This window comes from Streptomyces sp. NPDC053493 (genome assembly GCF_044544825.1).
In the GTDB taxonomy this organism is placed as follows: Bacteria; Actinomycetota; Actinomycetes; order Streptomycetales; family Streptomycetaceae; genus Streptomyces.
The window spans coordinates 36,264-57,670 of record NZ_JBITXS010000008.1; the positions used below are offsets into that span (position 1 = coordinate 36,264).

16 protein-coding genes are annotated in these 21,407 nt (G+C 74.9%); 10 read left to right on the forward strand and 6 right to left on the reverse strand.

Features of this window, described 5'->3' with window-relative positions; translation table 11 throughout:
* Positions 1-91 precede the first annotated feature (91 nt).
* The 3 genes from ACIGO8_RS22575 to ACIGO8_RS22585 all read right to left on the reverse strand — a co-directional run bounded on the left by ACIGO8_RS22575 (position 92) and on the right by ACIGO8_RS22585 (position 2,483).
* Entirely contained in the window at positions 92-655 is a 564-nt protein-coding gene (locus ACIGO8_RS22575; RefSeq protein WP_399734244.1) for a class F sortase, read from the reverse strand.
* A 159-nt stretch (positions 656-814) separates the two neighbouring features.
* On the reverse strand, positions 815-1,369 hold the full coding sequence (locus ACIGO8_RS22580; RefSeq protein ID WP_399733466.1) for a hypothetical protein: 555 nt from the start codon (positions 1,367-1,369) through the stop codon (positions 815-817).
* A gap of 331 nt (positions 1,370-1,700) precedes the next feature.
* Positions 1,701-2,483, reverse strand: a complete 783-nt coding sequence (locus ACIGO8_RS22585; protein WP_399733469.1) for an aminotransferase class IV — start codon at positions 2,481-2,483, stop codon at positions 1,701-1,703.
* Positions 2,484-2,551: 68 nt separating this feature from the next.
* Between ACIGO8_RS22585 and ACIGO8_RS22590 the strand changes: the two genes are divergently transcribed.
* From ACIGO8_RS22590 to cutA, 4 genes are read left to right on the forward strand one after another with little or no spacing between them, the layout of a single operon-like run.
* The gene (locus tag ACIGO8_RS22590) at positions 2,552-3,139 is read left to right on the forward strand and encodes an NADPH-dependent FMN reductase (protein WP_399733472.1); all 588 of its coding nucleotides are present in this window, start codon (positions 2,552-2,554) and stop codon (positions 3,137-3,139) included.
* 15 nt (positions 3,140-3,154) lie between these two features.
* Positions 3,155-4,888: an ABC transporter ATP-binding protein gene (locus ACIGO8_RS22595; RefSeq protein WP_399733475.1), complete on the forward strand. Its 1,734-nt coding sequence runs from the start codon at positions 3,155-3,157 to the stop codon at positions 4,886-4,888.
* Positions 4,885-7,008 carry an ABC transporter ATP-binding protein gene (locus tag ACIGO8_RS22600; RefSeq protein WP_399733479.1) on the forward strand — a complete coding sequence of 708 codons (2,124 nt, stop codon included), beginning with the start codon at positions 4,885-4,887 and terminating at the stop codon, positions 7,006-7,008. Before ACIGO8_RS22595 ends, ACIGO8_RS22600 begins: the two co-directional genes overlap by 4 nt.
* Complete coding sequence (gene cutA, locus ACIGO8_RS22605) at positions 7,005-7,727, forward strand: divalent cation tolerance protein CutA (RefSeq protein WP_399733482.1); 723 nt, start codon at positions 7,005-7,007, stop codon at positions 7,725-7,727. Before ACIGO8_RS22600 ends, cutA begins: the two co-directional genes overlap by 4 nt.
* Here the strand turns inward: cutA and ACIGO8_RS22610 are convergent.
* The 3 genes from ACIGO8_RS22610 to ACIGO8_RS22620 are packed head-to-tail and all read right to left on the reverse strand — an operon-like array spanning position 7,714 to position 11,362.
* Positions 7,714-9,831: a molybdopterin oxidoreductase family protein gene (locus tag ACIGO8_RS22610; RefSeq protein ID WP_399733485.1), complete on the reverse strand. Its 2,118-nt coding sequence runs from the start codon at positions 9,829-9,831 to the stop codon at positions 7,714-7,716. The two genes, cutA and ACIGO8_RS22610, sit on opposite strands and share 14 nt — an antisense overlap.
* A gap of 45 nt (positions 9,832-9,876) precedes the next feature.
* Complete coding sequence (locus ACIGO8_RS22615) at positions 9,877-10,593, reverse strand: vancomycin high temperature exclusion protein (protein ID WP_399733488.1); 717 nt, start codon at positions 10,591-10,593, stop codon at positions 9,877-9,879.
* A 43-nt stretch (positions 10,594-10,636) separates the two neighbouring features.
* A complete protein-coding gene (locus tag ACIGO8_RS22620; RefSeq protein ID WP_399733491.1) occupies positions 10,637-11,362 on the reverse strand; it encodes an aquaporin in 726 nt (241 codons plus the stop codon).
* A gap of 75 nt (positions 11,363-11,437) precedes the next feature.
* Between ACIGO8_RS22620 and ACIGO8_RS22625 the strand changes: the two genes are divergently transcribed.
* From ACIGO8_RS22625 to dnaG, 6 genes are all read left to right on the forward strand, one after another.
* Positions 11,438-12,142, forward strand: coding sequence for a hypothetical protein (locus tag ACIGO8_RS22625; protein WP_399733494.1), 705 nt, complete (start codon positions 11,438-11,440; stop codon positions 12,140-12,142).
* A gap of 89 nt (positions 12,143-12,231) precedes the next feature.
* Entirely contained in the window at positions 12,232-13,089 is an 858-nt protein-coding gene (locus ACIGO8_RS22630; RefSeq protein WP_399733497.1) for a sirohydrochlorin chelatase, read from the forward strand.
* 81 nt (positions 13,090-13,170) lie between these two features.
* Complete coding sequence (locus tag ACIGO8_RS22635; protein WP_399733500.1) at positions 13,171-16,683, forward strand: NB-ARC domain-containing protein; 3,513 nt, start codon at positions 13,171-13,173, stop codon at positions 16,681-16,683.
* 58 nt (positions 16,684-16,741) lie between these two features.
* Positions 16,742-18,058 carry a deoxyguanosinetriphosphate triphosphohydrolase gene (locus ACIGO8_RS22640; RefSeq protein WP_399733503.1) on the forward strand — a complete coding sequence of 439 codons (1,317 nt, stop codon included), beginning with the start codon at positions 16,742-16,744 and terminating at the stop codon, positions 18,056-18,058.
* Positions 18,059-18,208: 150 nt separating this feature from the next.
* Positions 18,209-19,468, forward strand: coding sequence for an NAD(P)/FAD-dependent oxidoreductase (locus tag ACIGO8_RS22645; RefSeq protein ID WP_399733506.1), 1,260 nt, complete (start codon positions 18,209-18,211; stop codon positions 19,466-19,468).
* A gap of 17 nt (positions 19,469-19,485) precedes the next feature.
* Positions 19,486-21,384, forward strand: coding sequence for a DNA primase (gene dnaG, locus ACIGO8_RS22650; protein WP_399733509.1), 1,899 nt, complete (start codon positions 19,486-19,488; stop codon positions 21,382-21,384).
* The last annotated feature ends 23 nt before the right edge of the window (positions 21,385-21,407 follow it).

A 21,407-nucleotide genomic window follows, 5' to 3' on the forward strand; every position in this document is an offset into this window, starting at 1 on the left:
GGGCCCGCGAACGAGGCCCGGCGCCCCCGGGCTCGCGCCCGAGGACGGCGCACGCGGGGCCGGGCGCGGGCTCGGGCCCGCGAGACGTTTTTCAGCGCACGCCGATGAGGTGGCCGAAGGCGACCACGTTGCCCTGGTAGCCGCCGGACCCGCGGGAGAAGCCGCCGCCGCAGGTGATCACCCGGATCTCGGCCCGGTCCGCCTCGCCGTACACCTTGCCGTCGGGGAAGTGCTCCTTGGCGTAGACCTCGACCGCGTCGATCGTGAACACGGCCGTGCGGCCGTCCTGCCGGTCCACCTCGATCCGGTGGCCCTTCTTCAGCGAACCCAGCGCGTAGAAGACGGCCGGGCCCTGGGCGTTGTCGACATGGCCGGCGACGATCGCGGTGCCCTTGGCGCCGGGCCGGGTGCCGTCCCGCCACCAGCCGGCGAGGTTGCGGTCGGCGGCCGGCGGCACCTCGAGGGCCCCGTCCGCGCCGAGGCCGAGGCCCGTCAGCGGTGCGTCGACGTCGATCTCGGGGATCCGCAGCCGGAGCGGTGCGGACGGCGGGAGCGGGTCGGCGGCGGCCTCGGTGTGGACGCTCGGGCCGGCGGCGAAGGCCTGCGCCGCCGTGGGCACGGGCGGAGTGACCTCGGCCGAGCCGTTGTGGATCATCCACAGGCCCACACAGGCGGCGACGGCTATGACCCAGCCCTTGCCGCCACCCTTGCCGCCGGCGTTGCTGTTGCTCACGCGGGTGCCTCCACGGGTGTGGCCCTGCCCCCGCCGGGCCGTCAGCGGGCGCGCGGCGGGGGCAGGACGATGGCGGTACGGTCAGCCCTCCTGCGCGCCGCTCGCCCGGCGGCGCAGGAGCCACGTACCGCCGACGGCGGCCGCGGCCAGCACCGCCGCTCCCGCCGTGATCTGGGCGGTGTCGGGGCCCACACTGCCGCCGACACCGGTCTGCACGTGGCCGCTCGGGCTCTTGTGCTTGACGACGAGATCGCCGCGGGCCGTCTTGCCGTTGTCGCAGGCGACGCTGATGCCGTAGGTCCCGGCCTTGGCGTGGTGCGGCACGGTGAACTGGCCGACCACGACCTCCTTGTGCGTGCTGGGTCGGAGCTGGAAGTCGCCCGCGCCGAGCGAGTTCGCGTCACCGACGCCGTGGCCGTGGGAGCCGCAGGCGAGGGTGTTGACGGTGACGAGCGTTCCCGGGTCGGCGCTGGACGGGTAGAGCTCCAGGGCCTCCGAGCCGTGGCCCTCGTGGGTGCCGTGGCTCTCGCGGCCGTCGTTCCCGTCGCCGGCGTACGCCGTGGGAGCGGCGAGGGCGCCGAGGGCGACGAGCGTGAGCGCGGTACCGGTGAGGAGGGGGACAGGGGAGCGGCGCATGAGGCCTCCGTGGCGCGCGAACGGTCTTCCGGAAAGGGGCTTCCGTAGCACCGAGATAAGCGGCCGGCCGCCGTCGTCGCCTGCTGATGTCCCATCAGAATTGCTCCGTCCGATGCGGCGTGTCGCCTGGATCGCGGACGTTTACGCAGGTCGGAGCGGGTGTCGCGGGGTCAGCTGACGGAGCGTGCCGAACGGGTGATCACATCCGGCCCGCCCGGTGCGCCCGGGCCCTCGCCGCGCGGGTCCGTCCGGTGCGCCGATTCGCCTGGCCCCTCACCGCGCGGCCCGCCCCGGTGCGCCAAGGCCCCCGGCATCCGCGGGCCGCGGCTGCTCACAGCGCGTCCCAGGGCGCCGCCTCGTACGCCGCGTACACCCGTCCCATCAGGTCCTCGTCGACCGTCAGTAGCGTGTCGTCGATCCGGGAGACGGGCGCGATGCCGCGCGCGCTCGTCACGAAGGCCGCGCGGAAGCCGGGCACGTCGGCGAGGGTCACCCGGCGGGTCACGGACGGCAGGCGCGGGGCGAGCAGCGACATGGTGACGCCGACGAGGTGCGGCGCCGCCGGCCATATCACCGAAGTGCCGTCCCAGAAGGCGATGTTGGTGACCGCGCCCTCGGCGATCTCGGCGTCCGGGCCGCCGGTGAGCAGGGCCTCGTCGAAGCCGGCCCGGCGGGCCGCCTCGCCGTGGAAGGCCTGCCCGAAGCCGCCCAGGTGCTTGAGGTGCGCGGCGGGCCGCCAGTACGCGACGGACTTCAGCGCCCGCGGTGCGCGGTCCTCCGGGAACGGCGCCCGCACGGTCACGACCGGGCACCCGCCCTCGTACACGTACACCCGCGCCGAGGCGTCCCGCCGCCCGGCCGCCGCGAGGGCGCCGGTGAGCAGCGAGCGGACCCGGCCGCCGTCGAGGCCCCGGCCGAACAGCTCGCGGGTGGACCGGTCGAGCCGTTCCAGGTGCAGGCCGAGGCCCTGGACCCGGCCGTCGCGGACCTGCATCGCGGTGAAGTGGCCGTAGCCGCTCATGAGGGTCGCGAGGAGCTCCGGGTCGCCGGCGGGGACGCCGTCGACCTCGATGTGCAGGGGCCGGCCGGCGGGCGTCGCGTCGGAGGTCGTCATGAGGTCCACCGTATGCCCACCGGAGCACGCTTGACCTCAACCAAAGTTGAGGTACCACGATCCCCGGCATGGACATCACGAGCCCGCTGCACCTCGCCGTCGTCGTCGCCAGCAACCGCGAAGGCCGCTTCGGCCCGGTCGTCGCCGACTGGTTCGCCGCCCGCACCGCCGAACGCGACGACTTCACCACCCGGGTCGTCGACCTCGCCGACGTCGACCTGCCCACCGCCCTCTCCCACCGCCCCGGACCCGCCGTCCAGGCCGAACTCGCCAAGGTGAGCCCGGTCCTCGCCGCCGCCGACGCCTTCGTCGTCCTCACGCCCGAGTACAACCACTCCTTCCCCGCCTCCCTGAAGGCCCTGATCGACTGGCACTTCACCGAATGGCAGGCCAAGCCCGTCGGCTTCGTCTCCTACGGCGGCATCTCCGGCGGCCTGCGGGCCGTCGAGCAACTCCGCCAGGTCTACGCCGAGACGCACGCCGTCACCGTCCGCGACACCGTCTCCTTCCCGCTGGCCCACGCCCTCTTCGACGAGGACGGCGTGCTCAAGGAGCCCAGCGGCCCCGACACCGCCGCCAAGACCATGCTCGACCAGCTCGCCTGGTGGGCCCGCACGCTCAAGGACGCCAAGGCCGTGCGTCCCTACGCCGGCTGACCGGGAGTCCTCCTCATGCTGCTCCGGCTCGTCGCGACCAGGCTCGGGCCCCACCGGCCGCTGCTCGCGCTCCTCGTCGCCCTCCAACTCGTCCAGACCCTCGCCTCCCTCACCCTGCCCACCCTCAACGCCGGCGTCATCGACCAGGGCGTGCTGCGCGGCGACACCGGCCGCGTCCTGTCCGGCGGCGGCCTCATGCTCGCCGTCACCCTCCTCCAGGCCGCCGCCGCGGCCGCCGCCGGCTACACCGGCGCCCGCATCGCCATGGCCGTCGCCCGCGACCTGCGCTCCGAGGCCTTCCGCCGCGTCCAGGACTTCTCCGCCCGCGAGACCGGCCGCTTCGGCACCGCGTCCCTCATCACCCGCACCACCAACGACGTCCAGCAGATCCAGACCTTCACCGTCCTGGTCCTGACCATGCTGGTCGCCGCGCCCCTGCTGTGCGTCGGCGGACTCGTCATGGCCCTGCGCCAGGACCGGCCGCTCTCCCTCGTCCTGCTGCTCTTCGTGCCCGTCATGACCTGCTCCGTCGGCGCCGTCGTGATCCGCATGCGGCCGCTCTTCCGCGGCATGCAGCGGCGCGTCGACCGGGTCAACCGGCTCCTGCGCGAGCAGATCACCGGCATCCGGGTGGTCCGCGCCTTCGTCCGCGACCGCCACGAACAGCGCCGCTTCGGCGCCGCCAACGACGAACTGCTCGACGTCGGGCTGCGCGCCGGGCGCCTGCAGGCCGTCATGTTCCCGGTGGTCCTGATCGTCTGGCAGCTCGCCACCATCGGCATCGTGCTCGTCGGCGCCCACCGCATCGACGCGGGCGCGCTCCAGCCGGGCGGACTCATCGCCTTCCTCGGCTACCTGCTCCAGATCTCCATGTCCGTGATGATGGTGACCTTCCTCTTCCTGCACCTGCCGCGCGCCGAGGTCAGCGCCGAACGCGTCCGCGAACTCCTCGACACCACACCCTCGGTCGTCCCGCCCGCCACGCCCCTGCCGCCCGCGACCGACCCCGGCCGGCTCGCCCTCGCCGGCGTCGGCTTCCGCTACCCGGGCGCCCAGGAGCCCGTCCTCACCGACGTCGCCCTCACCGCCCGCCCCGGCCGCACCACCGCGATCATCGGCTCCACCGGCAGCGGCAAGTCCACGCTCCTCGGTCTCGTGCCCCGCCTCTACGACACGACGGGCGGGCGCGTCACGGTCGGCGGCACCGACGTCCGCGACCTCGACCCCGTCCTGCTCGCCCGCACCGTCGGCCTCGTCCCGCAGAAGCCGTACCTCTTCTCCGGCACGGTCGCGAGCAACCTGCGTTACGGCAAGCCCGACGCGACCGACGAGGAGCTCTGGCACGCGCTCGCGGTCGCCCAGGCCGACGACTTCGTGCGCGCCCTGCCCGAGGGCCTCGACGCGCCGGTCACCCAGGGCGGCGGCAACCTCTCCGGCGGACAGCGCCAACGCCTCGCCATCGCCCGGGTGATCGTCGCCCGGCCCCGGATCTATCTCTTCGACGACTCCTTCTCCGCGCTCGACAACGCCACCGACGCCCGGCTGCGGGCCGCGCTCGCCGAGGAGACCGCCGACGCCACCGTCGTCATCGTCGCCCAGCGCGTCTCCACCATCCGCGACGCCGACCGGATCGTCGTCCTCGACCGCGGCCGGGTGGTCGCCACCGGCCGCCACGAGGAACTGCTCGCGGCCGACCCGACCTACCGGGAGATCGTCCGCTCCCAGCTCACCGAGGAGGCCGTCGCATGACCACCGCCGCTCCCACCCAGCCGCCCGCCGCCGGGCCCGAGCCGGCCGACCCCACGCCCACCGGACAGTCGTCCGCCGGGTCCGCCGGGTCCGCCGGGTCCGCCGGGTCCGCCGGGTCCGCCGGGTCGCCCTCCGGGTCCGCCGGGTCGCCCTCCGGGGCCGGCTCGTCCGTCGCGTCCGCCGCCCGGTCCGAGGACCGCACGCCCGCCCGCATCGGTCCCGCCGGGGCGCAGCGCGGGCCCGGCGGTCCCGGTCTCACCGGTCCGGCACTCGAACGTTCCCTGCACTTCCGCGCCTCCGGCCTGCGCCTCCTGCGCACCCTCGCGCCCGACCGCCCGCTGCTCCTCGCCGTGCTCGTCGCCGCCGCGCTCGCCGTCGCCCTCTCCGTCACCTCGCCGAAGATCCTCGGCCACGCCACCGACCTCGTCGTCACCGGCGCCCGCACGCCCGCCGGCGTCGACTTCCCGGCCGTCGGCCGGGCCCTCGCCGCCTCCGCCGCCGTGGTCGCCGCCGCGGCCCTCCTCACCTGGCTCCAGCAGCGGCTCGCCACCACCGTCGTCCAGCGGGCCGGCCACCGGCTGCGCGCCCGCGCCCAGGCCAAACTGGCCCGGCTGCCCCTCGCGTACGTCGACCGCCAGTCGCGCGGCGAACTCCTCTCCCGTACCACCAACGACATCGACAACGTCGTCCAGACCCTCCAGCAGGCCTTCAGCCAGATGATCCGGGCCCTGCTCACGCTGGCCGGAGTGCTCGCGATGATGTTCTGGATCTCGCCCGTGCTCGCGCTGGTCGTCCTCGCCACCGTGCCCGTCTCGGTCGGCGTCGCCGCGCTCGTCGGCCGCCGGGCCCAGCCGCAGTTCGTCACCCAGTGGTCGGTCACCGGCCGGCTCAACGGACACGTCGAGGAGATGATCACCGGCCATGCCGAGGTCGTCGCCTTCGGCCGCCGCGAGGAGGCCGTCCGCCGCTTCGACGAGCTAGGCGAGGAGCTGTACCGGGCGAGCTTCCGCGCCCAGTTCGTGTCCGGCTTCATCCAGCCCGCCCTGACCCTCGTCGGCAACCTCACCTATGTGGCGGTCGCGGTCGCGGGCGGTCTGCGGGTGGCGAGCGGCAGCCTGTCCATCGGTGACGTGCAGGCCTTCATCCAGTACTCCTACGAGTTCAACGGCCCCGTCACCCAGGTGGCCGCCATGGCCAACCTCCTCCAGTCCGGTGTCGCCTCCGCCGAACGGGTCTTCGCGCTCCTCGACGCCGAGGAGGAGACCCCGGACCCGGCCCCGCCCAAGGCCCCCGCCCCGGCCCCGCGCCAGGACCAGGACCGGGACGGGGACCAGGCCCAGGCCCAGGACCGGACCGGCCCGCGGCGCGCGCCGCACGCGGCCGGCCGGGTCTCCTTCGAGCAGGTGGCTTTCCGTTACGAGGCGGACAAGCCGCTGATCGAGGACCTGTCGCTGGCGGTGGAGCCGGGCCAGACGGTCGCCATCGTCGGCCCGACCGGCGCGGGCAAGACCACCCTGGTCAATCTGCTCATGCGGTTCTACGAGGTCACCGGCGGCCGGATCACCCTGGACGGCGTCGACATCGCCCGCATGTCACGCGAGGAACTGCGCTCCGGCATCGGCATGGTCCTCCAGGACACCTGGCTCTTCGGCGGCACCATCGCCGAGAACATCGCCTACGGCGCGACCCGCGAGGTCAGCCGCGCCGAGATCGAGGAAGCCGCCAAGGCCGCCCACGCCGACCGCTTCATCCGCACCCTCCCCGACGGCTACGACACCGTCCTGGACGAGGAGGGCGGCGGCCTCAGCGCCGGCGAGCGCCAACTCCTCACCCTGGCCCGCGCCTTCCTCGCCGAACCGGCCGTGCTCGTCCTCGACGAGGCGACCAGCTCCGTCGACACCCGCACCGAGGTGCTCATCCAGAAGGCGATGGCCCGCCTCGCCCACGGCCGTACGTCCTTCGTGATCGCCCACCGGCTCTCCACCATCCGCGACGCCGACCTCATCCTGGTCATGGAGAACGGGTCGATCGCCGAACAGGGCACCCACGAGGAGCTGCTCGCCTCCGGCGGGGTGTACGCCGGGCTGCACGCGGCCCAGTTCGATACGGTGCAGACGTGATCGTCACCGTCCTCACCACCACCGACGCGCGCGCCAAGGCCGAGGCCCTGGCGCGCGGCGCCGTCGAGGCGCGGGTCGCCGCGTGCGCGCAGATCTCCGGGCCCGTCACCTCCGTCTACCACTGGCAGGGCGCGATGGAGACCGCCGAGGAGTGGCAGGTGGTGTTCAAGACCACCGAGGCCCGCTACCCGGCCCTGGAGGAGCACCTCCTGGCCGCCCACGACTACGAGACGCCCGAGATCGTGGCGACCCGGGTGACCCGGGTCAGCGCCGGCTACGCCCGCTGGGTCGAGCAGGAGACCACGGCGGCGCCCGGGACCGAGGCCGCCGTCTCGCACGAGGAGCGGCCGTTCTTCATGTACGGGACGCTGCGCCCGGGCGCGTACAACCACGACCGGTTCCTCGCCGGCCGCGTCGGCGCCGAGGACGACGCCGTGCTGCACGGCGCGGTCCTGCACGACGGGCCCGGCTATCCGTACGCCGTCCCGGCGGAGGAGGGCCAGGTGGTCGGCACGCTGCTGACGCCCGCGCCCGGCGCGTACGGAGAGCTGTTCGGCCTGCTCGACCGCCTGGAGCTGCCGGTCGGCTACGAACGGACGGTGCGGGACGTCGTCCGGGTACGGGACGGGGCGGTGGTGTCGGCCTGGGTGTTCCTGGCGGCGCCCGACGCGCCCCTCGGCCCGGTCATCGCCGGCGGCGACTGGTTCAACCGGACGTAGCCGCGGGCCCGGTCCCCTCCTCGCCGGCCGGCTCCAGGCGGACCGCGCACACCTTGAACTCGGGCATCTTCGAGACCGGGTCGAGCACCGCACTCGTGAGCGTGTTGGCCCGGCCCTCGCCCGGCCAGTGGAAGGGCATGAAGACCGTGTCCGGCCGGATGGCGGCCGTGATCCGGGCGGGCGCCACGGCCCGGCCGCGCCGTGAGACCACCGCGACCGGCCGGCCCTCGGTGACGCCGATCCGCTCGGCGAGGCGCGGGTGGAGCTCCACGAAGGCGCCGGGCGCGGCGGCGTTCAGCTCGGCGACCCGCCGGGTCTGGGCGCCCGACTGGTACTGCGCGACGACCCGCCCGGTGGTCAGCACCACCGGGTACTCGGCGTCCGTCTCCTCCGCCGCCGCCCGGTGCACCACCGGCACGAAGCGGGCCCGCCCGTCGGGCGTCGCGAACCGGTCGAGGAAGAGCCGGGGCGTGCCGGCGTCGCTCTCGTCGGCGCAGGGCCAGAACACGCCCTGCTCCTGCTCGATCCGGCGGTAGCTGATGCCGGCGTAGTCCGCCGGGCCGCCCGCCGAGGCGCGCCGCAGCTCCTCGAAGACCTCCTCCGGGTCGGTCGGAAAGCCCTTCTCCCAGCCGAGCAGCTCCGCGAGCCCGTGCAGCACCTCCAGGTCGCTGCGGACGCCCGGCGGCGGGGTGAGGGCCCGGCGGCGCAGCAGCACCCTGCCCTCCAGGTTGGTGGTGGTGCCGGTCTCCTCGGCCCACTGCGTCACGGGCAGCACGACGTCGGCGAGCGCGGCCGTCTCGGACAGCACGACGTCGGCGACGGCCAGGAAGTCCAGCGACCGCAGCCGCTCCTCCACATGGGCGGCGTTCGGGGCGGAGACGACCGGGTTGGAGCCCATGAGCAGCAGCGCGCGCACCTCGCCGCCGAGCGCGTCGAGGAGTTCGTACGCGCTGCGCCCGGGCCCGGGCAGCGTCGCCGGGTCGACGCCCCACACACCGGCGACGTGTTCCCGGGCGGCCGGGTCGTCGAGCTTGCGGTAGCCGGGCAGCTGGTCGGCCTTCTGGCCGTGCTCGCGCCCGCCCTGCCCGTTGCCCTGGCCGGTGAGGCAGCCGTAGCCGCTGAGCGGCCGGCCGGCCCTGCCGGTGGCCAGGCACAGGTTGATCCAGGCGCCGACCGTGTCGGTGCCCTTGGACTGCTGCTCGGGGCCGCGGGCGGTGAGCACCATGCCGCTGCCCGCGTCGCAGAACATCCGTACGGCCGCGCGCAGGTGCGGCACGGCGACGCCGGTGATCCGCTCGACCTGCTCGGGCCAGTGGGACATCGCCCCGGCCCGGGCGGCCTCCCAGCCGGCGGTGCGGGCCGCGACGAACTCCTCGTCCACCCGGCCCTCGGCGACGACCAGGTGCAGCATGCCGAGGGCGAGCGCCAGGTCGGTGCCGGGCCGCGGCGCGAGGTGCAGGTCGGCCTGCTCGGCGGTGCGGGTGCGGCGCGGGTCGACGACGATCAGCTTGCCGCCGTTCTCCTTCAGCTCGGTGAGGTAGCGCAGCGCGGGCGGCATGGTCTCGGCGAGGTTGGAGCCGACGAGGATCACGCAGCCGGTGCGCGGGATGTCCTCCAGCGGGAAGGGCAGTCCGCGGTCGAGGCCGAAGGCCCGCTGGTGGGCGGCCGCGGCCGAGGACATGCAGAAGCGGCCGTTGTAGTCGATCTGCGAGGTGGCGAGGACGAGCCGGGCGAACTTGCCGAGCGTGTAGGCCTTCTCGTTGGTGAGGCCGCCGCCGCCGAAGACCCCCACGGCGTCGGCTCCGTGGCCGGCGCGGGTCCGGCGCAGCCCGTCGGCGACGGCGGCGAGTGCCTCCTCCCAGGTGGCGGGCACCAGGGCCCCCGTGTCAGGGCAGCGGACCAGGGGCTCGGTGAGCCTGACCCGGGAGGAGAGCACGGCCGGGGCGGTGCGGCCCTTGCCGCACAGCGCGCCCCGGTTGACGGGGAAGTCGGGACGGTCGACCACCTCGACGGGCAGGTCGCCGGCGGCCCCCGGGCGCAGGTTCATGCCGCACTGGAGGGCGCAGTAGGGACAGTGCGTGGGGACGGTGGTGACCTCTGGCATGAGCCGAGGATGCGACGGCCGTGTTACGGGCGGGGTCGCGCCGCATTACGGGCGCGCTGCCCTGCCCTCCCGGTCCGGGTGGCCGCCGGGTGAGGCCAGCGCCTTGGTCACGCCGTCCTCGCGGGCGCCGAGGAAGTACGGGTCGGGGCGCAGGGCCGCGTCGAGGGCGGCCTTGCCGGCGGCGGCGAGTTCGCGGGTGGTGCCGTAGTACCAGGTGGCGTCGTGCGGTTCGCCGACGCCGACGCCGTACGACTCGACGCCCGCCGCCCCGCACAGGGCGACGGCCCGCTTGATGTGGAAGTCCTGCGTGACGAGCACCGCCCGGTCCACGCCGAAGATCTTCTTGGCGCGGACGCAGGAGTCCCAGGTGTCGAAGCCGGCGTAGTCGCTGACGACCTTGCCGTCCGGGACGCCGCGGGCGGCGAGGTACGTCCGCATGGCGCTGGGCTCGTCGTACTCGGTGCGGCTGTTGTCGCCGGTGACGAGGAGGACCTTGACCTTGCCGGTGCGGTAGAGCTCGGCGGCGGCGTCGAGGCGGTGCGCGAGGTACGGGGTGGGGCGGCCCTTCCACAGGCCGGCGCCGAAGACGACGGCGACGTCCTGGGCGGGCACGTCGGCGGTGGTGCGCAGCCGGTCCTGGGTGGTGACGTGCATCCAGGTGGCCGGGGCCAGGGCGAGCACGGCGCCGAGCACGAGGGCCTGGACGGCGCGGCGGCGGCCCCGGGTGGTGCGGGGGAGGCGGGGCAGGCGGACGCCGCGCATGCGGGGAACCTCCGGGGTGCGGGAAGACGGGTCGGGCGGTCTGTCACACCGTCCGACGCGATTCGGCCGGGTTCGGTTCGCCGGTGGCGCGCGGTGTGCCGTACAGCGCACTCGCCAGGCCCATGCCGAGCAGCATCCCGAGGAGCTGGGCGGCGGCGAAGGCGGGCACCGAGCCGGGCGCGATGCCGGTGAAGGAGTCGGAGAAGGCCCGGCCGACGGTGGCCGCCGGATTGGCGAAGGAGCCGGAGGAGGTGAACCAGATGGCCGCGCCGATGTAGCCGGCCACGGCGACCGGGGCGAGGGAGGGCCGGCCGATGCGGCGCAGGCCCTGGACGACGAGGACGAGCCCGGCGGTGGCGACGGCCTCGCCGAGGAGCAGATGGAGTTCGGCGCGCTGCTCGGTGGCGAGGACGGCGCCGGGGGACCGGCCGAACATCGCCTCGGCGAGCAGGGCGCCGGTGACGGCGCCGCCGAGCTGGGCGGCGATGTAGACGACGGTGTCGCGGCCGGCGCTCCTGGCGCGCTCGGTCCACCACTCGGAGAGGGTGACGACGGGGTTGAAGTGGGCGCCGGACAGCGGGCCGATGAGGGCGATGAGCAGGCCGAGGCCGACGGCGGAGGCGGCGGCGTTGGCGAGCAGCCGGACGCCGATGTCCTCGCTGAGGGAGTCGGCGCGGAGGCCGGATCCGACGATGACGGCGACGAGGGCGGCGGTGCCGGTGAACTCGGCGAGCGCGCGCCGGGGCAGGGACGCGGGGGACATTCTCATAGTGGAAAAGATATTCCGTGATTCGGAACGAAAAAAGAGGGGAGGAGAGGGGCGAGACCCCCGTACGATCCCTCGGTGATCACCGACACCGCCCTCCTCGCGGCCGCCGTCCGCAACAACGCCGACTGGTGCGACACCATGGGCCGCGCCCACGGCCTGACCGGCTCCTTCGGCGCCCGCGCCTGGACCAGCCCGCGCCGCGCCCCGCGCTACTACCCGGACGCCGTGACGCTGACCGCCGACGCCCGCGCCGAGGACTTCCTCGACCTCGTCGACCGCACGGCACCCGGCGCCTGCGTCAAGGACAGCTACGCCCGCTGCGACCTCTCCGCCGCGGGCCTCGCACCGCTCTTCGACGCCCGGTGGATCCACCGCCCCGCCGGCCTGCCCCGCCCCGCGCCCGACGACACCTGGCGCCCGGTCACCACACCCGCCGGGCTCGCCGCCTGGGCCCTCGCCTGGAGCGGCGGCGACACCGAGGACGCCGAGCTCTTCCGCCCCGCCCTCCTCGCCGACCCGGCCACCACGATCCTCGCCGGACACGACGCCGACGGCCGGATCCTCGGCGGCGCCGTCCTCACCGCCTCCGCCGGCGTCACCGGCGTCTCCAACCTCTTCACGGCCGCCGGCGTCCCCGTCTCCTCCGCCTGGACCGCCGCCCTCGCCGCCGCCGCACCCGGCCTGCCCGTCGTCGGCTACGAGTCGGGCGACGACCTGGACGCGGCCCTGGCCGAGGGCTTCCGCACCCTGGGCGAACTCCGGGTCTGGCTCGACGCCTGACCGCGACGGCCCGGCCCGCGTGAGGCCGCGGCAACCACCCGTGACCCGCGCGAAACGGCCAGGCAACCTGGCCCCGCAAGGATCGGCGCATGACGACGCCCGAGCCGGACCTCCTGTGCGACAGCAGCGCCGCCGAACTGCTCGGCCGGATCGGCAGCCGGGCCGGCGAACGGCTCGGCCGGGTCCGGCCCTACGGGCGCGGCGGCCCCGCGCCCACCCTCGTCGCCGTCGGGCACGGCAGCCGCGACCCGCGGGCCGCCGCCGCCCTGCGGCTGCTCCTCGACCGCGTCCGCGAACTGCGGCCCGGCCTCGACGCCCGGCTCGCCCACATCGAGATCGACGCGCCGCTGCTCACCTACACCCTCGCCGGCCTCACCGGCGACGTCGTCCTCGTCCCGCTGCTCTTCGCCCGCGGCCACCACGTCACCCGCGACCTGCCCGCCGCCGCGGCCGCCGCCGCACCCGCCGTCCACGCCCGCGTCGCCGAACCGCTCGGCCCGCACCCGCTGCTCGTCGAGGCCCTCGCCGACCGGCTCGCCGAAGCCGGCTGGACCGCCGAGGACAGCGCCTCGCCCGCCACCGGTGTGGTCCTCGCCGCCGCCGGCTCCCGCCACCCCGAGTCCGCCGCCGACATCCGCACCCTCGCCGCCCGGCTCGCCGAACGGCTCGGCGGAGTCCCGGTCGTCCCCGCCTACGCCTCCGCCGCCGCGCCCACCGTCCCCGAGGCCGTCCGCGCCCTCGCCGCCCGCGGCCGCCACCGCGTCGCCGTCGCCTCCTGCTTCACCGCCCCCGGCCTCTTCGCCACCCGCGCCGCCGTCCACGCGCCCTGGCTCGCCTCCGCCCCGCTCGGCCCCCACCCGGCCCTCGCCCGCCTGGTCCTCCACCGCTACGACCAGGCCCGAGCAAGGAACCGCGCGCCCCGGCCGGAACTCGCCACCACGCGGTGACACCGGCCACGTCCGGCCCCTTCGTCCCTCCCGGACCGCAACGCTGGCTAAGGTCAGGGCAGTTGGGAAGGGAGGTGGCTCGTGCGCGGTGCTGTCAAGGGCGCGTCGCTCGCCGGAATCGCGGCGGCTGTCGCCGTACTGGCCTCGCTCGCGGCCAACGCGGCCACGTCGGAGGACCGCTGGCCCGGAGCGCTCGACCGGATCCGGCAGCAGCCGTGGTGGTGGGTCGCCGGCCTCGCCGCCGCCGGCGTGCTCGCGGCCGTCGTCACGGCCTGGCGCCAGGAACGGCCCGCCGTCGTCGCCGGCGACCCTCCACCGCCGCCCCGGCAGGCCGTCCCCGACTGGGTGGTGGACCGCACCGAACGGGCCCGCACGGTCAAAGCCGTCTGCCGCGCCCGCCGCCGCACCGTCGCCCTCACCACCTCGCTCGAAGGCGCGGGCGGCTTCGGCAAGACGGTGCTCGCCCGGTCCGTCGCCGCCAGCCGCCGCGTACGACGCCACTTCCGCGGCCGCATCTACACCGTCACCATCGGCCGCGACGTCCGCGGCCGGGCCGCCGTCGCCGCGAAGGTCGCCGAGGTCACCCGCTTCGTCACCGGCGACACCACCTCCTTCGACGACCCGGGCCTGGCCGGCGACCACCTCGGACGGCTCCTCGACCGCCGGCCCAGGACCTTGCTCCTGCTCGACGACGTCTGGGACGCCGAACAGCTCGACCCGTTCCTGCGCGGCGGCGCCCGCTGCGTCCGCCTGGTCACCACCCGCGTCCCCGGCGCCCTGCCCCGCGGCACCGAACGCGTACGGGTCGACGAGATGTCACCCGCCCAGGCCCGCGCGGTCCTCACCTGGGAGCTGCCCGAACTCCCCGCGACCCTCGTACGCGACCTCCTCGAGGCCACCGGGCGCTGGGCGCTGCTGCTGCGCCTCACCAACCGTCTGATCTCCCGCCGGATCGCGACCGGCGCCGACCCGGAGGACGCCGCGGCTCAGACCCTGCGTGGACTGCGAGCGCACGGCCCGGCCGCCGTGGACACCGAGAGCGTCCCGCTCGACCTGGACGACCCGGCGCGCCGCGCCCAGGCCGTCCGGGCCACCGTCGAGGCGGCCCGGACGCTGCTGCCGGCCGGCGGCGACCGGCGCCTCGCCGAACTGGCCGTCTTCGCGGAGGACGAGTCGATCCCCGTCCGGCTGATCGCCCGCCTGTGGGCGGCCACCGGCGGTCTCACCGAGGACGAGACGCGCGCCCTGTGCGCCGAACTCGACCGGCTGTCCCTGGTCTCGCTCACCGCCGGCCACGGCGGCCGCATCACGCTCCACGACGTGCTGCGCGACTACCTGCACAAGGAGCTGGGCGAGCCGGCCGCGACCACACTGCACGGCACGCTCGCCGACGGCTTCGGCCTCATGCCCTGGGAGTCGGCCGAGGGCTACGTCCTCGACCACGCGGTCGAGCATCTGCTCGCCGCCGGCCGGATCGCCGCCGCCGAGCGCGTCGCGAGCGACGTGCGCTGGATCGAGACCCGCCTGCATCAGCGCGGACCCCTGGCGGCCTGGTCCGATCTCGCCGCCGTGCCCCGCGACATGGCCGCCCGCCTGGCCGACGACCTCACCCGTACCGCCCACCTCCTCACTCCCACCGACCCGCCCGAGCTCCTGACGAACGTCCTGTACAGCCGCCTGGAGTCGCTGCCCCTGTGGACCGACCGGATCCGGCACCGACAGGACGCTCCCGACATCGCGGCCCGCCCGCTGCTGCGCAACCGCCGCATCCCGCCGGACCTCCCCGAACCGGCGCTTCTGCGCACCTTCCTGGGCCACACGGGACCCGTCTGGTCCGTGGCGGTCGCGCGCGACGGCTCCCTCGTCACCGTCGGCGCCGACGGCATGGCCCGCGGGCTCGACCCGAGCAGCGGCGGACGGCTCCACCTGGACGTCCGCGGTCCCGACCGGTTCCGGGTCCTCGCGACCGCCGGGTACGGCGTCCGGCTCGTCACGGCCGGCCCCGGCCGTACCGTTCATCTCTGGTCGACGGACCGGGCCACCCCGCCGGCGCTCGGCCTCGGGCCGGTCGGCGGCCGCGGGGCATCGGTCCGCGCCCTCGCGGCCTACGGACTGCTGATCGCGGCCGTCGCCACGGACGGCGCCCTGGAGGTCTGGAACGGCACGAGCCGGGAGCACGTCGCCGGGATCCTCCCGCAGCGGGGCGACGAGCCCACCTGCGTGGCGTTCGGCCCGAACGGCCGGTGGCTGGCCGTCGGCGGCCGACGCAGCGTCAAGGTGATGTCCGCCGACCTCGCCCGCGCGGAGACCCGCGGACCCACCGCCGGTGCCCCGGTGAATGCCGTCGCCGTGGCGCCGGACGGCAGCTGGATGGCCACCGCCGAGGCGAACGGCGTGCTGCAGATCTGGTGGGAGACCCCGCCGTACGAGCGGTCCTCGATCCCCGCGCACAGCGGACCCGCCACCGCCGTCGCCATCGCACCGGACGGCACCTGGCTGGTGAGCGGCGGCCAGGACGGCACCGTCGCGGTCTGGGACCGGCGGACCCGCACCTGCCGCGCCCGCTACACCGCCCATGGCGGCGCGGTCCACGCCGTCACCGTCACGCCGGACGGCAGCCGGCTGATCAGCACCGGAGAGGACGGCACGGTACGGGTCTGGGACAGCGAGGGACCCGAGCGGATCCGCTCCGGCGACGGCGAGGGCATGCGGACCGTCGCCGTCGTCGGCAATGGCGAACGGCTGGCCGTCGCCTACCGCGACGGAAGGACACGGCTGTGCGACCCGGCCGGTGACACCTGGAGCAGCCCTCTGTCGTCCCCTCACGAGGAATACCGCGGGCCGGTCGCCTTCGCCGCCCGCGGCGACTGGTACGCCGTGGGCCACCGGCACGGCGTCGAGATCAGGAACACAGGGCGGGGCGAGGCGGCCAGCCCGTCCGTCCTCCGGCTCGGGCCCTCCACCGCCGCGCAGGCCCTCGCCGTCGCACCCGACGACAGGTGGCTCGCCGTCGCCGACTCCGACGGCGCGCTTCAGCTATGGCACCGGTCTTCGGGGCGGCGGGCCGCCACCCTGCCCGGCCCGAGGGGCGCCTCCGGGCGGGCGCACCGCGTCGTCGTCGCGCCCGACGCGACCTGGGTGGCCGTGCTCCGCACCCGGCCGCGGACCGGGCCGGCCGGCGCCGAGGCGTCGGTGCGGGTGCACCCGATCGCCCCGGGCGTCCGTGCGGCCGGCCGCCCCGTCGACCTTCCGCACGGCGGTCGGGTCACCGCCCTCGCCGTCACTCCCGACGGCGCCCGCCTCCTCACCGCCTCCGCCGCCGGCGAGGTGCGCCACTGGGATCCCCGCACCGGCGCCCTCCTCGACGCCTTCACCGACCCCGACGGCCCGGTGAACGGCCTCTCCGTCTCCCCGGACGGCAAGTGGATCGCCACCGCCGGCGCCATGCTCCGGGTCCGCGACGCCGTCACCGGCCGCACCGTCGCCGGAGTGCGTGCCGAGACGCCGCTGACCTCCTGCGCCTGGCTGCCGGACGGCCGCGAGCTCGTCGCCGTCGGCGAACGCGGCCTGTACACCTACGAGTTCCGCACCTGATCCGTTCCGCGCCCGCGTCCCGGTCCCGATTGTCCGTCCCGCCCGATACCGTCGGTGCATGGAAGGCTTCACGGAACCCAAGGGCAACAACACCGACACCCCCGGATACGACGAGACCGCCACCGAACGCTGGGCCGCCGAGCCCGACAAACGGCCCGGGCGGACCGCCTTCCAGCGCGACCGGGCCCGCGTGCTGCACTCCGCCGCGCTGCGCAGGCTCGCCGGCAAGACCCAGGTCGTCACGCCCGGCACCCGCAGCCACGCCTGGGACGCCAGCCCGCGCACCCGGCTCACCCACTCCCTCGAGTGCGCCCAGGTCGGCCGCGAGCTCGGCGCCGCGCTCGGCTGCGACCCCGACCTCGTCGAGGCCGCCTGCCTCGCCCACGACATGGGCCACCCGCCCTTCGGGCACAACGGCGAGCAGGCCCTCAACGACGTCGCCAAGGACTGCGGCGGCTTCGAGGGCAACGCCCAGTCGCTGCGCCTGCTCACCCGCATCGAGCCCAAGCGGTTCATCGCCGACCCCGCCACCGGCGAGCCGCTCAGCGTCGGCCTCAACCTCACCCGTGCCGCCCTCGACGCCGCCACCAAGTACCCGTGGCCCCGCGGCGGCCATCCCACCGACCCCGGCTCGAACAAGTTCGGCGTGTACGAGGACGACCTGCCCGTCTTCGCGTGGATCCGGTCCGGCGCGCCCGCCCACCGCAAGTGCTTCGAGGCCCAGGTCATGGACTGGTCCGACGACGTGGCCTATTCCGTGCACGACTTCGAGGACGGCCTGCACGCCGGCCACATCGACCCCAACCTGCTGCTCGCCGAGCCCGAGCGCGCCGACATCTGGTCCGTCGCGCTGGGCCGCTACGTACCGGAGGACACCGACCCGCAGGAGCTCGCCGACGCCCTCGACCGGCTCCTCGAACAGGAGTGGTGGCCGCACGGCTACGACGGCTCCGCCGTCGCCCAGGCCCGTCTGAAGGACGCCACCAGCCAGCTCATCGGCCGCTTCTGCCTCGCCGCCGAGGGCGCCACCCGCCAGGCGCACGGCTCCGGCCGCCTCACCCGCTACGCGGCCGAGCTCGTCGTCCCGCGCGAGACCCGCAACGAGTGCGCCGTGCTCAAGGCCGTCGCCGACCGCTACGTGATGCAGCGCGCCGAGCAGGAGGCGCTGCGCGCCGACCAGCGCATCGTGCTCGCCGAACTCGCCGAGGCGCTCGCCGCCCGCGCTCCCGAGGGCCTCGAACCGCAGTTCCGCGCCCTGTTCGTCAGCGCTCCCGACGACCGTTCCCGCAAGCGGGTGATCGTCGACCAGATCGCCTCCCTCACCGACGCCTCCGCCCGCGCCCTGCACGCCCGCCTCCGCCCGCCGCGCGGCTGAGCGGCCCCGCCGTCCACGCCCCGGCTCGTTCGCCCCCTTTCGTCATCCCGGCCGGTGCGGGACCCTCGCATGCACGTCCCGAGGCGGTGCGGCCCGGGCCGGGCCAGGGGGCGTAGCGTAGAGAACCGGTCGCAACGAGGAGGAATCAACGTGGTCGACGCAGATCAGACCTTTGTCATCGTCGGCGGGGGCCTGGCCGGTGCCAAGGCGGCGGAGACGCTGCGCGCCGAGGGCTTCAACGGCCGGGTGATCCTCATCGGCGACGAACGCGACCACCCCTACGAGCGCCCACCCCTCTCCAAGGGCTACCTCCTTGGCAAGGACGAGCGGGACTCCGTCTTCGTCCACGAGCCCGCCTGGTACGCGCAGCACGACGTCGAGCTGCACCTCGGCCAGCCCGTCACCGCCGTCGACCGGGAGGACCGCACCGTCCGCCTCGGCGACGGCACCGTCATCCGCTACGACAAGCTGCTCCTCGCCACCGGCGCCGAGCCGCGCCGCCTCGACATCCCCGGCACCGACCTCGCCGGCGTCCACCAACTGCGCCGCCTCGCCCACTCCGAGCGGCTGCGCGACGAGCTCAAGGCCCTCGGCCGCGACAACGGCCACCTGCTGATCGCCGGCGCCGGCTGGATCGGTCTGGAGGTGGCCGCCGCCGCCCGCACGTACGGCGCCGAGGTCACCGTCGTCGAATACGCGCCCAGCCCGCTGCACCAGGTGCTCGGGCCCGAACTCGGCCAGCTCTTCGCCGACCTGCACACCGAGCACGGCGTCCGCTTCCACTTCGGCGTGCGGCTCACCGAGATCACCGGCCAGGACGGCATCGTGCTCGCCGCCCGCACCGACGACGGCGAGGAGCACCCCGCCCACGCCGTGCTCATCGCCATCGGCGCGGCGCCGCGCACCACCCTCGCCGAGAACGCGGGCCTCGCCCTCGTCGACCGCGCCGACGGCGGCGGCATCGCCGTCGACGAGTCGCTGCGCACCTCCGACCCCGACATCTTCGCCGCCGGCGACGTCGCCGCCGCCCACCACCCGCTCCTGCACCACCGCATCCGCGTCGAGCACTGGGCCAACGCCCTGAACGGCGGGCCCGCCGCCGCCCGCGCGATGCTCGGCACACACGTCTCCTACGACCGCGTCCCGTACTTCTTCTCCGACCAGTACGACCTCGGCATGGAGTACTCCGGCTGGGCGCCGCCCGGCTCCTACGACCAGGTCGTGATCCGCGGCGACGCCGGCAAGCGCGAGTTCATCGCCTTCTGGCTCAAGGACCGCCGCGTCCTCGCCGGCATGAACGTGAATGTGTGGGACGTCACAGACGCCGTCCAGAACCTCATCCGCTCCCGGGTCCAGGTCGACCCGGACGCCCTCGCCGACCCGTCCGTGGCCCTGGAGACACTCCTGTGAGCCCGTAGAATTCCTGCGTGGCAGGCAGGATCAACGATGACGACGTGAAGGCGGTACGGGACGCGGTCCCGATCGACGCCGTCGTGTCCGAGTACCTCCAGCTCCGCAACGCCGGCGGCGGGAACCTCAAGGGACTCTGCCCCTTCCACGACGAGAAGTCGCCCTCCTTCCAGGTCAGCCCCAGCAAGGGCCTGTTCCACTGCTTCGGCTGCCAGGAGGGCGGCGACACCATCGCCTTCGTGATGAAGATCGACCACCTCTCCTTCTCGGAGACGGTCGAGCGCCTCGCCGCCAAGGCCGGCATCACCCTGCGCTACGAAGAGGGCGGCTACAACCCCGGCCACCAGCGCGGCGAGCGCACCCGCCTGGTCGAGGCCCACACGATCGCCGCCCGGTACTACGCCGAGCAACTCGGCTCCGCCGAGGCCGAGATCGGCCGGAAGTTCCTCGCCGAACGCGGCTTCGACCAAGCCGCCGCCGAACACTTCGGCGTCGGCTACTCCCCGGCCGGCTGGGACCACCTCACCCGCTTCCTGCGCGGCAAGGGCTTCACCGACCGCGAGCTGATCCTCTCCGGCCTCTCCCAGGACGGCCGCCGCGGCCCCATCGACCGCTTCCGCGGCCGGCTCATGTGGCCGATCAAGGACGTCGGCGGCGACGTCGTCGGCTTCGGCGCCCGCAAGCTCCGCGAGGACGACAACGGGCCCAAGTACCTCAACACGCCCGAGACGCCGATCTACAAGAAGTCCCAGGTGCTCTACGGCATCGACCTGGCCAAGAAGGACATCGCCAAGGTCAGCCGCGCCGTCGTCGTCGAGGGCTACACCGACGTCATGGCCTGCCACCTGGCCGGCGTCACCACCGCCATCGCCACCTGCGGCACCGCCTTCGGCGGCGAGCACATCAAGATCCTGCGCCGGCTCCTCATGGACAACGGCTCGGCCCGGGTGATCTTCACCTTCGACGGCGACGCCGCCGGCCAGAAGGCCGCCCTGCGCGCCTTCGAGGACGACCAGAAGTTCGCCGCCGAGACCTACATCGCCATCGCGCCCGACGGCATGGACCCGTGCGAACTGCGCCTGGCCAAGGGCGACGAGGCCGTCGCCGACCTCGTCCAGCCGCGCACCCCGCTCTTCGAGTTCGCGCTGCGCCAGATCGTGAACCGCTACGACCTGGAGATCCCCTCCGGCCGCGCCGCCGCCCTCGACGAGGCCGCGCCGATCGTCGCCCGGATCAAGAACGTCGCCTCGCAGCACGAGGTCGCCGTCCAGCTCGCGGGCATGCTCGGCATCCTCGACACCCAGTTCGTGGTCCGCCGGGTCGCCCAGATCGCCCGCTGGCAGCGCGACCGCGGCGGCAAGGAGCAGGCCCCGCGCTCCTCGCGGGGCCCGCAGCGCACCGCGTACGACATCCAGGCGCCCGCCGCGCAAGCCGGGCCCGCGCTCAACCTCCGCAGCCCCGCCCACCGCACCGAGCGCGAACTGCTCAAGCTCGCCCTCCAGCGGCCCGAACTCGTCTCGCCGGCCTTCGACGCCTACGGCATCGACGAGTTCACCGCACCGCCCTACGCGGCCGTCCGCCAGTGCATCCAGGACGCCGGCGGCGCCACCGGCGCGCCCGCCGACTATCTGGACGCGGTCCGCGAGGCCGCGCCCGACGACACCGTCCGCGCGCTCGTCACCGAACTCGCCGTCGAGACGATCTTCGCCAAGACCGTCGACGAGGCCTACGCGGGCGACCAGCTCGTCACCGTACGGCTGCGCGCCGTCGACCGGCGCATCCGCGACGTCCAGGGCACCCTGGCCCGGCTCGGCGCCCACGGCGACCCGGCGCAGCTGGCGGCCGTGCAGAACGAGCTGTGGGTGCTCACCCAGTACGGCCAGTCGCTGCGCAACCACGGGGCCGCGGCGCTCTGACACACGTTCGGTAGTGCACCGGA

Bases quoted from the DNA above. Each gene is read 5' to 3' on its own strand.
- ACIGO8_RS22575 (WP_399734244.1), bottom strand. From the start codon at position 655: ATGATCCACAACGGCTCGGCCGAGGTCACTCCGCCCGTGCCCACGGCG.
- ACIGO8_RS22580 (WP_399733466.1), bottom strand. From the start codon at position 1,369: ATGCGCCGCTCCCCTGTCCCCCTCCTCACCGGTACCGCGCTCACGCTC.
- ACIGO8_RS22585 (WP_399733469.1), bottom strand. From the start codon at position 2,483: ATGACGACCTCCGACGCGACGCCCGCCGGCCGGCCCCTGCACATCGAG.
- ACIGO8_RS22590 (WP_399733472.1), top strand. From the start codon at position 2,552: ATGGACATCACGAGCCCGCTGCACCTCGCCGTCGTCGTCGCCAGCAAC.
- ACIGO8_RS22595 (WP_399733475.1), top strand. From the start codon at position 3,155: ATGCTGCTCCGGCTCGTCGCGACCAGGCTCGGGCCCCACCGGCCGCTG.
- ACIGO8_RS22600 (WP_399733479.1), top strand. From the start codon at position 4,885: ATGACCACCGCCGCTCCCACCCAGCCGCCCGCCGCCGGGCCCGAGCCG.
- ACIGO8_RS22610 (WP_399733485.1), bottom strand. From the start codon at position 9,831: ATGCCAGAGGTCACCACCGTCCCCACGCACTGTCCCTACTGCGCCCTC.
- ACIGO8_RS22615 (WP_399733488.1), bottom strand. From the start codon at position 10,593: ATGCGCGGCGTCCGCCTGCCCCGCCTCCCCCGCACCACCCGGGGCCGC.
- ACIGO8_RS22620 (WP_399733491.1), bottom strand. From the start codon at position 11,362: ATGAGAATGTCCCCCGCGTCCCTGCCCCGGCGCGCGCTCGCCGAGTTC.
- ACIGO8_RS22630 (WP_399733497.1), top strand. From the start codon at position 12,232: ATGACGACGCCCGAGCCGGACCTCCTGTGCGACAGCAGCGCCGCCGAA.
- ACIGO8_RS22640 (WP_399733503.1), top strand. From the start codon at position 16,742: ATGGAAGGCTTCACGGAACCCAAGGGCAACAACACCGACACCCCCGGA.